The sequence below is a fragment of the Marinobacter salarius genome, from assembly GCF_032922745.1.
Classification (GTDB): domain Bacteria; phylum Pseudomonadota; class Gammaproteobacteria; order Pseudomonadales; family Oleiphilaceae; genus Marinobacter.
Genome location: NZ_CP136693.1, coordinates 1,205,140 through 1,219,650, shown reverse-complemented (window position 1 = coordinate 1,219,650; position 14,511 = coordinate 1,205,140). Strand labels below are relative to the sequence as shown.

General features: G+C 59.8%; 12 protein-coding genes. 6 read left to right on the top strand and 6 right to left on the bottom strand.

From position 1 onward, the window contains the following. Window positions 1–35 precede the first annotated feature (35 nt). Entirely contained in the window at window positions 36–1,139 is a 1,104-nt protein-coding gene (locus tag R1T46_RS05565; protein ID WP_317307616.1) for an enoyl-CoA hydratase/isomerase family protein, read from the top strand. Between the two features lie 18 nt (window positions 1,140–1,157). On the opposite strand, the gene R1T46_RS05560 is transcribed toward R1T46_RS05565, so the two are convergent. From R1T46_RS05560 to R1T46_RS05550, 3 genes are all read right to left on the bottom strand, one after another. Further along, on the bottom strand, window positions 1,158–1,853 hold the full coding sequence (locus tag R1T46_RS05560) for an ankyrin repeat domain-containing protein (protein WP_036211096.1): 696 nt from the start codon (window positions 1,851–1,853) through the stop codon (window positions 1,158–1,160). A 73-nt stretch (window positions 1,854–1,926) separates the two neighbouring features. Then, window positions 1,927–4,068 carry a tRNA(Met) cytidine acetyltransferase TmcA gene (locus R1T46_RS05555; protein ID WP_317307615.1) on the bottom strand — a complete coding sequence of 714 codons (2,142 nt, stop codon included), beginning with the start codon at window positions 4,066–4,068 and terminating at the stop codon, window positions 1,927–1,929. A 4-nt stretch (window positions 4,069–4,072) separates the two neighbouring features. Further along, entirely contained in the window at window positions 4,073–4,453 is a 381-nt protein-coding gene (locus tag R1T46_RS05550; RefSeq protein WP_036211101.1) for a DUF2237 family protein, read from the bottom strand. Window positions 4,454–4,641: 188 nt separating this feature from the next. Here R1T46_RS05550 and R1T46_RS05545 point away from each other — a divergent pair, with 188 nt between their 5' ends. The 3 genes from R1T46_RS05545 (at window position 4,642) to R1T46_RS05535 (ending at window position 8,934) form a co-directional block, all read left to right on the top strand. Next, a complete protein-coding gene (locus R1T46_RS05545; protein ID WP_036211103.1) occupies window positions 4,642–6,972 on the top strand; it encodes an ATP-dependent helicase in 2,331 nt (776 codons plus the stop codon). A gap of 147 nt (window positions 6,973–7,119) precedes the next feature. Further along, entirely contained in the window at window positions 7,120–8,328 is a 1,209-nt protein-coding gene (locus tag R1T46_RS05540) for an OmpA family protein (protein ID WP_317307614.1), read from the top strand. Window positions 8,329–8,457: 129 nt separating this feature from the next. Next, a complete protein-coding gene (locus R1T46_RS05535) occupies window positions 8,458–8,934 on the top strand; it encodes a hypothetical protein (protein ID WP_317308264.1) in 477 nt (158 codons plus the stop codon). Between the two features lie 5 nt (window positions 8,935–8,939). On the opposite strand, the gene R1T46_RS05530 is transcribed toward R1T46_RS05535, so the two are convergent. Together R1T46_RS05530 and R1T46_RS05525 are read right to left on the bottom strand one after the other, a co-directional pair. Beyond that, window positions 8,940–10,187, bottom strand: coding sequence for a methyltransferase (locus R1T46_RS05530; RefSeq protein ID WP_317307613.1), 1,248 nt, complete (start codon window positions 10,185–10,187; stop codon window positions 8,940–8,942). Continuing rightward, window positions 10,184–11,455, bottom strand: coding sequence for a D-amino acid dehydrogenase (locus tag R1T46_RS05525; protein ID WP_317307612.1), 1,272 nt, complete (start codon window positions 11,453–11,455; stop codon window positions 10,184–10,186). The genes R1T46_RS05530 and R1T46_RS05525 overlap by 4 nt, the downstream gene beginning before the upstream one ends. A gap of 118 nt (window positions 11,456–11,573) precedes the next feature. Here R1T46_RS05525 and R1T46_RS05520 point away from each other — a divergent pair, with 118 nt between their 5' ends. After that, window positions 11,574–12,383: a TatD family hydrolase gene (locus R1T46_RS05520; protein ID WP_036211116.1), complete on the top strand. Its 810-nt coding sequence runs from the start codon at window positions 11,574–11,576 to the stop codon at window positions 12,381–12,383. Further along, window positions 12,380–13,588 (top strand): HD-GYP domain-containing protein, encoded by a 1,209-nt coding sequence (locus tag R1T46_RS05515; RefSeq protein ID WP_317307611.1) that lies wholly within the window; start codon window positions 12,380–12,382, stop codon window positions 13,586–13,588. The genes R1T46_RS05520 and R1T46_RS05515 overlap by 4 nt, the downstream gene beginning before the upstream one ends. A 4-nt stretch (window positions 13,589–13,592) precedes the next feature. Here the strand turns inward: R1T46_RS05515 and R1T46_RS05510 are convergent, their stop codons facing one another. Then, the gene (locus R1T46_RS05510) at window positions 13,593–14,504 is read right to left on the bottom strand and encodes a lysine exporter LysO family protein (RefSeq protein WP_317307610.1); all 912 of its coding nucleotides are present in this window, start codon (window positions 14,502–14,504) and stop codon (window positions 13,593–13,595) included. Between the last annotated feature and the right edge of the window lie 7 nt (window positions 14,505–14,511).

The window sequence follows — 14,511 nt, the reverse complement described above, 5'->3', positions numbered from 1 at the left end:
TCAATAATCACCCCATTCGATGCGGAGAAGTCGACATGCCCATTCAGGTTCAGGAAATCGCGTGCAGGGAAGGCAACATCGGCCTGATCACCCTGGATTCACCGGCCACTCTGAACGCCCTGTCCGCGTCGATGATCCACGAAACCCAGGCCGTACTGGATCAGTGGGCCGACGCTGACCACATCAGCCTGGTTATTTTCCGCGGCGCTGGTGAACGTGCGTTCTGCGCGGGCGGTAATATCCGCGAACTTTATGGCGCCCTGTCCGGCGACGAAGATCCGGACGCACCGGCCGAGTTCTTTGCCAGTGAGTATCGCCTGGACTATACCATTCACTGCTTCCCCAAGCCGGTGATCGCCATTGGCCACGGCGTGGTGATGGGCGGTGGGCTTGGCATTTTCTCCGCCTGCCGCTACCGCCTGGTAACGCCCGATGTCACATTGGCCATGCCCGAGATCACCATAGGCCTGTTTCCCGATGTTGGTGCAAGCTGGTTCCTCAATCGGCTGCCAGGCCGCATCGGTCTGTTCATGGGGCTGACCGGAGCGCGGCTGAACGTCTCTGACGCGTTGAGGGTTGGCCTGGCCGATATGGCCATCCTGCCAGATCAGGTGGAATCATTGATCGAGCGGTTGAAGGAGGAGCGCTGGACCGGTGAATCAGCGGCTGATGACAACCGCCTGTTCCGGCTCGTCAAGCAACTTGAGCATCCGGACTACCGGGCACTGCCAGCCAGTGAACTGGCGCGCCATGAGCAGGACATCGCCAGGCTCAGCGCAGGCGATGAACTCCCGGCCATTGTTGAAAATCTCCTGGCGGCGGAGATCGACTGCGACTGGTGGCAAGGCTGTGTGAAAAACCTGCGCGGCGGCTGCCCGGTTACCGCCTGGCTGGTCTGGACCCAGCTAAAGAAGGCACAGCAAATGTCACTGAAGGACGTCTTCCGGATGGAATACACCATGGCCGCCCGCTGCACCCAGCGGCCAGATTTGCGGGAGGGTATCAGAGCCAGGCTGATCGACAAGGATCACAAGCCCACCTGGTCATTCCCGAGCGTCAGCGACGTGCCCGACACAGTGGTTGAAGAACACTTCGAGCCGGAACTGGACGACAGCAACGACCCCATGGCACTGAGCTGAACGGGCCGCAAGCCCGCATCATAGCTCGGCGCCGGCCTGGATCAGCAACATCTCGATATCCCGGTTGTTGCTGGCACGCGCCAGATCCAGAGCCGTTCGCCCATCGCTACCGCGATAGTTGACGTCTGCACCCGCCGCCAGCAGCATCTCGGCGGTCAGTAAATCCCCGCCTTCGACAATGTGCATCAGCAGCGAGTGGCCACCCTGATTCACATTGACGTTCGCCCCGGCGGCCAACAGTACTTTCACCACGGAAAGATGACCGTTACGGGCGGCGCGGATCACCGGCGTTGTACCCTCGCCGTCCGATGCATTTACGCTGGCGCCGGCCGACAACAACAGTTGCACGATCCGCCGATGGCCATCCCCTGAGGCGATCATCAGTGGCGTGACACCACTTGCCGTGGCCAGGTCCGGCGCTGCACCTTCGCTGAGCAGGAACCAGACAATTCGGTCCTCGCCCGCCCTGACCGCCGCCGAGAGCGGTGTGCCGGCCTCGGTCAGTGTGTTCAAGGACATGCCAGAGGCTGCAAGCGACTTGGTTTGTTCAAGGTTTCCGTTGCTGACCGCCGCCATCAACGGCGTATCCGCCACCGACGCACGGCGCTGCTCAAGGTTGGATGGATCTGTGCTCGTCGCACACGCTGTCATCAGCGCGCTTGCGACCAGGACGGCCAGAAATCTCACGAGGATGGTGCCGGTTCCCTGGGCCATGGTGATTCAGTCTCTGTTGATTTATTTTTGCGGATATTCTGGTCAGTCGTCGGCGGCAATGAAAGCGAGCGGTTCACAAGTCCGGCCGGTTCTGCAAAATATCGCCCACCAGAGAGCGCAATTCCGCTTCGCCTGCCTCCCGGCCCACGCATTCACCGTTCGCCTGCAACTCGGGCCACGACCAACCCTGTAGCACCGCCCTGGCCCAGAGGGAGCGCAAACGTTCGCCGGCCATCCCGTTGACGACGCCTGCCTGCAATGACAGCCGTCTCAGTACCGGCAAGGCCAGATCGAAGCCCCGATAGCCATGGGCAAAACTGTGCAGGTCCCTGAAATCATCCTCATTGAGCGGTCTGTCAGCGGGAAGGCCGCAGGTTATCCGCAGAATCAACTCCGGCTCTGCGTCTATCCAGTTGCGCGGCACGAGGGTGAGCCAGTGCTCCGTCAACCTGCCACGCAAATGGTCTGTCAGCGCCTTACCTTGCGCAGACACCCCGGCAAGCAACTGCAGGGGATACTCGCCGCTGCTGGCTTCGCGCTTCAGCCCGAGCCGAACCGGCTCCAACCCGCACCGCTGCCAGAACAACAACAACCCGGCGTTACCGCCGAAACTGGTACCGATACCGTCCAGCCCCTGCTTGCACGCATAATCATTTGCAGCCGCCACCAGTGTCTGCCCCAGCCCCTCACCGCGAACCTCGGCACTCACGGCAATCCGCACGATGCGCAACAGACTCTGGCAGGCTGCTTCGGCAAATCCACTGTGGGTCGCCAGGGACTGGGGCAAGAGATGCCCCCGCAAGCGGCGCTTGCCCAACATGACCTGCTCTGCAAGCTCGCTGTCCAGCCCCCCTTCCACCGTCGCCCATAGCACGCCGACCAGAACACCACCCCGGGTCAGGCGCCAACTCACCGCGGCCGGATCGTCCATCCACTGGCGCAAGTCACCGGGTGAGGTTCGGTAGTGGGCATCCACCAGCAAACCGAAGGCCTCCTCCAATTCACTGTCTTCTGCGGTACCCGGGTTCCAGCGTTCAACGGCGATATTCACTTCGTCATCACTGACGGGTGGTGCCGGGGCATCCAGCAAAAACATCCGACGCGTCAACGGCTCCAGGGGGTCAGAGGCAGACCATCGTATGGGCGCCGTAAGCGATGTGTTGCGCCAGTGAGGCGTTTCGGCATCCAGCACCGAGCGAAAACGGATGGCAAAGCCTCTACCGGAACCTTCATAACCGTGCACCGTGGAAGCGTAAATCACCCTGGGCCAACCCAGCAGTATCCGCTTGAGCAGGTCTGCCGGTACGGCGGCGGCTTCATCCACCATGATCACTTCCGCCTCCGGCTTTTCAGCAAGCAGCCGGTCCAGGGGCCAGAACTCCAGCCGCCCCTGATCGCCCACCGCAACATCGCCCGTGCCCATGTCAGGATCAGAGGCCTGCCCGCTGGCCAGGCGGGCGTGGTGAAACAATGTTTTCACCGCATCCGGCCCGGGCGCCGTCACAACCACGCGCCGCCGCCCTTCATTCAGAAGACGAACCGCCGACAGGCCCAGAGCCGCAGACTTACCCCGCCCCCGGTCCGCCGTCACCACCAGCGGTCGCCGACGCCGCCCCAGCCCCGTTCGAACAACCTCTTCCACAAGCGCACGCTGGTCATCGGTGGCGCCTACCCGGAAGGCATCGCGGGGTGGTTCAACCGTTGGCAATGGCGGCTGAGGGTCAACAGACGGGGTGATACGAATACTATCGGGATCACCGGCCACAACTCCGGCCAGACGAGCCGCAAACGAATGCTGACCGGCTCCGTCCAATCCGGTGCGCCGGTAATCCGGATCGTCGAAATCGCCCCATTCTTCAAGCTTCGGCATCAGCCAGAAAAACAGACCACCGGCCGCGAGGGTTCCAGACAACGCCGCAAAACCGTCCGGTGGATTCCCCCGCCAGCCATCCCAGACCACGCAAGCCAGTTCCTGTCCCAGCCAGCGACGTCCCTCGACCGGTTTGATCGAGGTCAGCGAGGATTCCGGCTGATCCTCAACCGGCCCGGTCCAGACGCCTGGCGCTATCGACAATACTGGAAGAAGTTCACGCAGCCACGTAAGAGAGGCTGCGCGCTCACCTTCCAGAACCACCAACCGACGATGTCCGACAGCCCGCAACCCGGCTTGCAGCTCCTGCCACCCGGCCAGATCAGGCCCGATTTGATCCGCCATCCACTCAGCTCAAATCCACGGAGTGACGTTTAAGATCTTCCAGCTTTGAATACTTCAACGCTGAACGATGCGTCGCACGCAACTTCACACGCGGCGCACTATCGGCCTCAAACGCCTCCTGCCAGCGGGATGCACACAGGCACCAGGAATCCCCTTCTTTCAAACCGGGGAAACCAAATTCAGGTCTTGGTGTACTCAGATCGTTACCCTGAGCACTTGAATATTCCAGAAAATCATCTGTGACGACTGCACAAACGACATGGGCGCCCAAATCATCGGGCCCAGTGTTACAGCACCCATCCCGATAAAACCCGGTTTCCGGATCCGAACCACAAATTTCCAACTTCTCACCCAGCACGTTCACCGGTTCTGCAGTTGTAGCCATAACATCATTCTCCTAATTCAGAGGGAGGGTTTGGGGGTTCTCTTCCAAAACTGTGCGGAGCCATGGATGGCGGAGCCCAAGCGCCACATGGATGTGCTTGAGCGTGTTTTGGAAGAGAACCCCCAAACCCTCCTGCACCCAATATGCGGTCAATCCCGACGAGCAGAAAAGCAAAAGTTATCAGGATTATGCGGCACCAGTATCAGCACTACCAGTCGCCGGGTACAATACACAGCATGTCGCCCCCACCCCAAATACCTGAAACCTCCAATCTGCCCGATTACCTCACTGATGAGCAAAGGGCCATCATCACCGCAGGTTTTGAACATGCGGTAATCACCGCCGTGGCGGGCAGTGGAAAAACGTCCACTCTGGCCTGGCGCATCCGCTATCTGCTAGAACAGGGACATGATCCGAACCGTATGCTGGTGTTGATGTTCAACCGCGCTGCGCGGGTGGACTTCGAGCACAAACTTCAGGACGTAACACGTAACTTGGGCCTGGCGACACCTGAAATTCGCACCTACCACGCCATGGGGCTACGGCTTTACAAGCGGTTCGTGCGGGAGGGTTTCCTGCCCGGGTTTTCCGACAAGATCCTCACCGACCAGGAAATCAGCTATCAGGCCTGGCAGCTTACGCGGCGATTGGCGCCCGAGGACCTGGCCGACGAGATCCGCCGTAACAAGAAAGACTTTGTCGAAACCGCCGTTAACTTCATCGACCTGGTGAAAACCACCCTGTCCCCGGTGGACATCGTCTTTGAGGAACTGGGCTATTCCGACAAACACCGCTACCTGATCGACCTGTTCCACAGCTTTGAACAGTGGCGCAAATCCCAGAGCCGCATCAGCTACGCCGACATGCTCTACGAACCGGTGATGGCCATTCACCAGAACCCGCCCTTACAGCGCCTGGTCGGCAACAAAATGGACCTGGTACTGGTGGATGAGTATCAGGACACCAACGAAATCCAGCATCTACTGCTCAGATACGTGGCCGGTGACCGGGCACGGGTGACTGTCGTGGGCGATCCGGATCAGACGATTTACGAGTTCCGGGGCGCCAGACCCGATTTCATACTCAGGCGTTTCAGCGAAGAGTTTGAAAGCCCACTGGAGCAGACCCTGAGCTATACCTTTCGGTATGGCCATCAGGTGGCTCTGCTGGCCAATCACCTGATCTGTCACAACACCGGTCGCAAGGATGTGCTCTGCCATTCCCATCCAACCACACCTGAGACCGGCATCACCCTGCACCAGCAGGAAAACGACAGTGATCTCGTCCTGAAACTACTGCAACCCATGGACGACGAAGCGCTTGCCAACACGGCGATCCTGTTCAGGGTGTGGAGCCAGAGTGTTCCTATCGAATTGAAATTGCTCGCGCGACAAGTGCCCTACCGCATCGACGCCGGGAAGGGAGCCCTGTTCAGTCGCGAGGTTCAGGCCATCACCAGCCTGTTGATGGTGGTGTCGGGCCGGATTCGCAATCTGCCTGATGAAGATCGGCTTGATATTGCCCGGCAATTGCTGCGCTTCCCCCATGTGGGCCTCAAGGAGCCCGAGCTCGAACAGCTGGCACGCTTTCTGGCTGGGTTCGGCGAGGGCTGGCACGAGCGGCTGCTGGCCATGGACTTTGACGCACTGGCCCCCATGGCGGCCAAAAAGCTCCGCAAGCTGGGGGAAACACTGGCACAGCTGGAGCGCTTCAAAGGCTCAGTGGCAGATCTGATATCCCGCTATGCGGAGGAAACCGAACTCTACGAGGGCATTCGCAGCCTGGCACTGACCCATGAAACCGCGGACGAACGCATCGAGACCATCCGGGGCTTCCGGCTGTACCTCTCGGGACTCGATGTCAGCATTGACGGCGCGCTGGAACACCTCAAGGCTCTGAAGAAACAGGCGGGTGAAAATCGCCATGGCGGCGCCTTGCTCTCCACCATCCACCGCACCAAGGGCCTGGAATGGTCGACCGTTATACTGCCGGGACTGCAGGAGAAGTACCTGCCCTACAGCCCCCGAGCCCAGGACGACCCCAAGGCCTTCCTGGAAAGTGAACGCCGTCTGCTCTATGTGGCCATGACCCGAACCCGGGAGCAGCTACACCTGATCACCCGGCCATTCGGAGAAAAAAGACACCTTGACGGCGACCAGGGCCCAAGCCGGTTTGTCGATGAGTTGTGCTTTCCACTGTCCCAAGAGTTTGGCCAGTGGCTGGACGGGCGTTCCTGCGACAGCGCTGACGCACTGACAGCCACCGTACCACTGACGTCGACCGGTCTTCGCTATGCGCACCTTCAAGGCGTCACATTGCAGACAAGTACGGAAGCAACGGCCGAGGAGACGACACCGCTCTGGGCAAGAAACCGTCTCAGCCATGCCATCTTCGGGCCGGGCTCAGTGACGGGGGAGGACGAACGGTCCTTCGAAGTCGCTTTCGACAACGGTGACACCCTGAATTTCAGCAAGAAAAGTGCCCACCTGTATTTTACCGCCATGTCATCAAGGGCCTGAGTACAATTGCGGACGTAACACTGGCCCTCTTTTTTTGTTTTTTTGAATCCCCTGACTTAAATTTCACGTAAGTACGCTGCAGCAATGCTTTATGCGAAAGTACGACATGAGTACTTTTTACAACGATAATTGAACAGGAGGTTCTGCATGAATATCATGCGCCCACTGGCCATTGCGGCCCTGACGACATCCCTTGCGACCCCCGCACTCGCCGAACGCGAGCAAACCATTTACCTGAACCCGTTTGCCGGCTTCCAGCTGTTTGACGACAAGCGCGACCTCAGTGAAACCGGCACCCTGGGCATTGGCGCGGAATTTCGCTTCCACCCCAACTGGGCCGTGGAAGGCGTCTATTCCAAGGCGGATGCCGATCGTAAGTACGTCAATGGCAGCAGCGACTTTGAAGAATATCGACTGGACGGCCTCTATTACTTTGCCGGCCAGGATGAAGCCTGGAATCCGTATGTCTCGGCCGGTGCCGGCCACGCGGACTTCGGCGACGATGTGCTGAGCTACCAGACAGCCGGTTCCAATCACGACGAAACCCGCGTCAACGTCGGGGCGGGCTTCCGTTACAACGTCAGTGATAGCGTTTCCATTCGCGCGGACCTGCGCGAGTTCCATGGCATTGACGAAAGCACCTTCGATACCCAGGCAACCCTTGGCCTGAGCTTTGCCTTCTCTCGCACCGTCGCGGACTCAAAGCCCTCACCACGCAAAGCCGCAGACAGCGACAACGATGGCGTGCCGGACAACCGCGATCAGTGCGCCGGAACACCTGCAGGTGTGAACGTTGACAGCAATGGCTGTGAGCGTGACAACGACGGTGACGGTGTCGCCAACAGCGTGGACCAGTGCCCCAACACACCGGCGGGCGCCAGCGTCAACAGCCGTGGTTGTGAACTGGACAGCGACAACGATGGCGTGGTGAACAGCGCGGACCAGTGCCCCGGCACGACTGCAGGCGCAGACGTGGATGCCATGGGTTGTGAAGGCGTGACAGAAACCGTCGAAACCATCGAGCTGAACGTACAGTTCCCGACCAACAGTTCGGTGATCGGCGATGCCTTCGACAATGAGATTCGCCGCGTCGCCAACTTCATGCTCGAGTATCCGGAAACCAACGTGGAAGTCGCCGGTCACAGTGACAGCATTGGCGAGGCGGAATACAACCGCTTCCTGTCCCAGCGCCGTGCCGAGGCAGTTGCCACCCGGCTGACCGATGCCCTGGGCATCAGTGAGGACCGTGTGAATGCCGTTGGTTACGGTGAGTCCGAGCCGGTTGCCAGTAACGAGACCGCTGCTGGCCGCGCGGAGAACCGTCGGGTTGAGGCTCGTATTCAGGTTCGCCGTTAAGCGTCGACGTTGATCCTGTACAGACATCCTGTGCAGATCAGCTCAACGAAAAGGCGCCTTCGGGCGCCTTTTTTAATTGGCGGGCAGGCGCCCTTAATTTCATGCTCGCGAGAGAATGCCGTGAAGCGAATGTTGTTCGTCTTTATTCTCACATGGGGTATACCCGCTGCTGCGTGGCCCCAGGTTTACCGGTGCGATGCCGGTGGTGATACTCGCTTTTCGGACCAGCACTGCGGGGAAGACTCCGAGGAAATCACCATCCGTGACAACCGGATTGGCGGCAATTTTGGCCAGAACCTCCCGCCGTCACCCAAGCGTGATGAAACAGTGGAAGAACCGGAAAAAAGCACACAGGAGGCGACCAGTGATGACACCTGCCGCTTTATTAACTCCACCGACCTGCGGCGCTATCTGGTGCGGGAACAGGTGGTGAAAGGCATGACCAAAGAGCATGTCCTAAAAGCCTTTGGCCGACCTCCGGAAACCTACCCCACACCCCAGGAAACCTGGGTATACCAGACGAAATACTATGGCGCCCTTTATGAACTGACCTACGTGTATTTTCGGGACGGCTGCGTGGAAAATGTAGTGTACCGAAAGCCCTGAGCCATTTAGCAGTCCACAGACCTTTTTTCGGCGTCGATCAGCAGATTGCGGGGCGTCAGCTGGCGCTCGCAGAAGGTCCCCAGCCGAACGTCATACCCCTGTTCCTCAAGAAACATTGAATAATCCAGCACCACCCAAAGCTCCAGTGGCCGCCGAAACAGGTGGCGCACCAGCTCGTGGCGGCGCACTTCCTGCCGTCGCCGCTCGCCATGACGTTCCCAGACACCAAAGTCTGTGTCCCCGGGTAGTTCCAGCCCCCTATTGCCGGCTGCCCAGCGACAGAAGGTGGCAAAATCGCCGTTCGTCAGCCGCGTCGGGTGCGACGGCACCGGCAGGTAGGCATCCACGCCGCGAAGCTGCCGTTGAAGACCATCGAACCCGAGACGCCAACGACTGATCCTGCGGGTTTGCTCACGCACACGCTTCGGTGCGGTCACGGTTTCCCTGACGGCCAGTCGCAGCTCGTTGCGGGTCAGCTCCAAGCCATTTTTTGAAGCCCGGACGCGCCTGGAAAGAGGCTGGTAGTCCAACGCTTCCGTCAGGTGGTAGCAGCAAGGTGAAACGCTCACCCTTGGCAGGCCCTCGCCAGCCACCTTACGCATCAGCCTGCGATGAAGGTCACCACAAGCGTGAAGGGCAACACCGTGAGCGTCGGGCGGCATCGTCAGGTTCTCGGCCATGACATCCTGGCACTGCAGGGTAACCGCATCCCCGAACTTTCCGGCCAGGAGGTTGCCATCGTCCACCAGGGTCGCGTTCCATTCAAACCCGGTTACGTCACCCCCGCACAGGGGTGCCAGGGTTCTGGCCAGGTGGCCCTTGCCGCAACACCAGTCCAGCACATCCTGCTTCAGGGGGTGGATAGCGCTTGCAAATGCACCGGCCTGAAGCCGCTTACGCCCGGGCATATCCGTTGCCCGCACCTCGGGCAAGGTGTTCTGATCGGCGGATTCGACGGCAAGCGGCTGAATGTCGGTCAGCTCTCCGAGGTCCCGGAAAGATGGCAACTCCCCGGCCACCCATTCAGCCAGCGCGACAGGATCATCGTCCCATTGCTCACAGTCGCTGTCGGAGAGCCGGGCAACCCGGTCCGCCAATACCGGCCAGTTCTCCGCCCAGGCCGGGCTCGGATCGGCGAATGGCGTCGGTTGCCAGAACTCGCGATGCCGCGCCAGCCAATCGTTCAAGCGCTGCCAGCGCCGGTAAAAAGCATCAGCGCGGTGGTGTGAACCCGCCGCCGAAGGTAACGTCATTCGGCAAATCGCCCGGGCCGGAATGCATCCAGACACACCGAGGGCGCTTCCCCATCAATCAACTGGGAAATCACCGAAGCGCTGCCCGCTGACAGGGTCCAGCCAAAGGTGCCGTGCCCGGTGTTGAGGAACAGGTTCTCCCGGGGGCCTCGACCGATGATGGCAGGACCGTCCGGAGTCATGGGGCGAAAACCGGTCCAGGTCTCGGCGGCCTCCAGATCGGCGCAACCGGGAAAACGGGATTCCACGGACTTTCGAATGGTCGCCAGCCGGGCTTCCGGAATGTCGCGGTTGAAGTCGTCCAATTCCACAAAGCCGGAGGCGCGTAGTCTCTCTCCCAGACGGGTCGAGACCACTTTGTAGTTGTCATCGTGGATGGTCGACACCGGCGCGCGGCCAGGGTCTTTCAAGGGCACCGTAAAGCTGTAGCCCTTCACCGGGTAGATCGGCAACTCAAGCCCCAGGGGACGGGTAAGATGCCCCGACCAGCAACCGGCACTGACAACCACAGCGTCTGCCTCAAGGGTTTCCGATGTGCCATCGTCCTTGCGGATGGTCACCCCCGTTACCCGCCGATCATCAGCCACCAAATGTTCGGTTTCCGTGTTGTAGCGGAACTGCACCCCCTTCGTTTCGCAGGCCTTGGCCAGTTCACGGGAGAACAGATGACAATCACCGGTGCCATCCGTGTCATAGCTCAGGGCGCCGTAGAGTGGGCCATCCCCGATCATGCCGGGCTCTGCTTCGCGAACCTGTTCAGGAGTGAGCAATCGGGAGGGGATACCCAGTTCGTCGAGCAACCGCTGGGTTTCGCGGTAGTTTTCCAGGGTTTCCGGGGTGCTGGCAAGGTGAAGCAGGCCCTGGTGGCCGCCGTCGAACGGCAGATCAAGCTCCTTTTCAAGGGCCAGGAAGCGTTCACGGCTATGAATACCAAGGCGTATCATGGCGCGCTTGTTCAGGCCAAACAGGCCAGGCGACCAGGCGTAGCGCAGCGTTGCGAACATAAACCGCAAGGTTTCCATGGATGGCGGCACCGACATTTTCAGCGGGCCGTCCTTCTTGAATAACCAGGGGATGGCCTTCAACACCATGGATGGGTCTGCCCATGGATAGACCACCCCGTAGGAGCGCTGGGCGGCGTTGCCTTTGCTGGTTTCATTCCCAGCCGCGCTGTGACGTTCCAGCACGGTTACCTGATGGCCCCGGCTTTGCAGCTCATACGCCGTGGTTACGCCAACCACGCCGGCACCAACAACAATGATGTGCATGCACTTCTCCCTATGACAGCAATGTAGGTCAACAATCGAACAAGCTGATAAACTACTGTGACAAAGTTCTCAGGATAGCAGCCAACGCTTTGGTTGCGATGGAGTGAAGTAACCGCCAATGAGCAAGAAACGTCGCGACATTCCCGTTTTCGATCAACCGATTATCGAAACCCACTGCCATCTGGATTACCTCAAGGATCGCCCCCTGGCGGAAACCCTGGCCGAAGCGCAGCGGGTCAATATCGAACGTGTGATCACCATCGCTGTGTCACCGGACAATCTGGCTACCGTGCGTGAACTGAGCCAAACAGCCCCCTGGGTGTATGGCACGCAAGGGGTACACCCCCACGATGCCGAACAGTATTCCGATGCCGCCGAGGCGGAAATCCGCGCGCACGCTGGCGACGACAAGATCGTGGCAGTGGGCGAAATTGGCCTGGACTACTTTTACGACAACGCAGACCGGGACGTTCAGCGTGACGTGTTCCGCCGCCAGTTGCAGATCGCCTGTGACACCGACCGGCCCGTGGTCATCCACAGCCGCGAGGCCGATGACGACACCATCGACATCCTGAAGGAGTTCGAAGGTACTCTTAAGCGCCGCGGCGTGATCCACAGTTTCACGTCAGGCCCGGGGCTGGCGCAATACGCATTGGACGAAGGCTGGTGCCTGGGCTTTAACGGCATCACCACCTTCAACAAAGCCGAAAACGTGCGTGACATTGTGCGTATGGCACCCATCGAGCAGATCCTGCTGGAGACGGATTCACCGTTCCTGACCCCGGTTCCCTATCGCGGCAAGGAAAATGCACCTTTCTACATACCATTTGTTGCCGAGAAAATCGCCGAGGTGAAACAACTACCGCTGGAGAACGTACTGGCTACAACCTATGACAACAGCCTGAGAACGTTCTTCCAGCCGCGATGATCAAACGCATCCCCGTCTCCGCGCTCAAGGTCGGCATGTACATCACCGACCTGAACAACGACTGGATTCCTCACAACACCCAACGCCGTCGCGGCGTGATCAAAAAAGAGGACACCGTTGAAAAAATCCGCCGGATGGGGGTGGACTACGTCTACATCGATGTCTCCAAGGGCCTGGATTCCCAGGATTCGGAACCAGCCCACGAGGTCGATCGCCGCAACGAGTCCGCGCTGCAGCGCGCCGGCGAACAGACTCCCGGCGTTTTCAAACGGGTAGCCGTGGCCGAGGAAATGGTGTTCGCCCAGCAGGTGCACAACCAGGCTCAGGGGCTGGTCGGCAACCTGATGAACAGCGTGAAGCTTGAAGGGGCCATCGACATAGCCCCCATTCACCAATTGGCTGACGAGCTACAGAGTTCTATCTTGCGCAACGCCAATGCCCTCAGTTGCCTGGGCCGCATCCGTGAGAAGGACAACTACCTGCTGGAGCACTCGGTCAATCTCAGTGTGCTGATGTCCCTGTTCGGAAACTACCGCAAGCTGCCTCCGGACGCACTGCACCAGACCATCGTTGGCGCACTGCTCCATGACATCGGCAAAATTCTCACGCCGGACGACATTCTCCACAAGCCGGGACGGCTGACGCCAGACGAGTTTGAGGTCATGAAAGCCCATGCGCGGCATTCGCGGGATATCCTCAAGGCAACAGAGGGTATCGGCGAGCTGTCCATCGTCACCGCCGCAGAGCACCATGAGCGCCTGGACGGCAGTGGCTACCCCGAGGGCCTGAGGGGCGAGGAAATCTCCGTGTACGGTCGTATGGTAGCCATTACCGATGTGTACGACGCCATTACCTCAGACCGTGTCTATCACAGGGGTATGACACCGACCCAGGGCCTGAAGAAACTGCTGGAGTGGAGCGGCAGCCATCTGGACGCCGCCCTGGTGAAAGAGTTTATTCGTTGTGTGGGGCTCTATCCCATTGGCTCACTGGTGCTGCTGGAAAGCGGCCGTCTCGGTGTTGTCGTCGAAACCAATGACGAGGACCAGCGATTGCCGGTGCTGCGTGTGATGTATAACACCCGTTTTCGCATGCCTATCACCGTTGACACCCTGGACCTGGCCAAACCCGGGGCCCAGGACCGGATTCTGCGTTCAGTGGACCCGGAAGACTACAAGATCGACGTCAGAAAGCTCCTGCTCTGAAACATCACCCTCCCATGGACAGGAACACGGCCATCAGGATGGGAGACAGGAACGACAGGATAAACCCCGACGCAATCGCCACGGGCACGCAGTCCAGGCCGCCACTGCTGCGGATCACCGGCAGGGTGAAGTCCATGGCAGTCGCCCCCCCATAGCCGATGGCCATGGCCGGTCGCTGGCCAATTAACAGCGGAATAATCGCAAGCGCAATAATCTCCCGGACCACATCATTGAGAAAGGCGACACCGCCCCAGGACGGCCCCAGGGCATCGCCAATCACAATACCGGACAGGGAATACCAGCCAAACCCGGACGCCAGTGCCAACGACTCATGCCAGGCGGCGTCCAGCAAGGGCACCATTGCAAAACCGGCAAGCAGAGAGCTCCCGGCCAGCGCCAACGCAATGCCCAACCCCTGTCGGTTGAGCAGCAGCCGACGAAGGGACAGGCCGGCATTGCGCAGTTGCAGGCCAATCAGAAACAGCAGCAACATTAGCGACCAGGTCGCCACGTCTTCGGCCATGGGCATATCCGGCAGCCAGTAGAAACCGGCCAAACCACCCACTACAACCGCCAACAGTGGCTTCAACCCCGCCAGGAAAAGGCGACGATAGCCACGAGGCTGGTCCACATGATCCTCCCGCGCTGCCATCGGCTGCCAACGGTGAAACAGCCACAGCCCCGCCATGTTGGCCACAAACAGTACCACCACGAGCACGGCAACCTGGGATGCCATATTGGCCAACTGGCCACCAACGCCTTCCATCTGCCCGAGGCTCAGTCCCAAGAGTGCCAGGATAAAATACACCAGCCCTTCAACGCCGTAATGAATGACCGTCATCAGATGGCGGTTCTCAAGTGCCAGGGCGAACCCCAGGAAAAGCGGTGCCAGGATCAGCAGTGCGCCGGTCAGCATGAAGTCC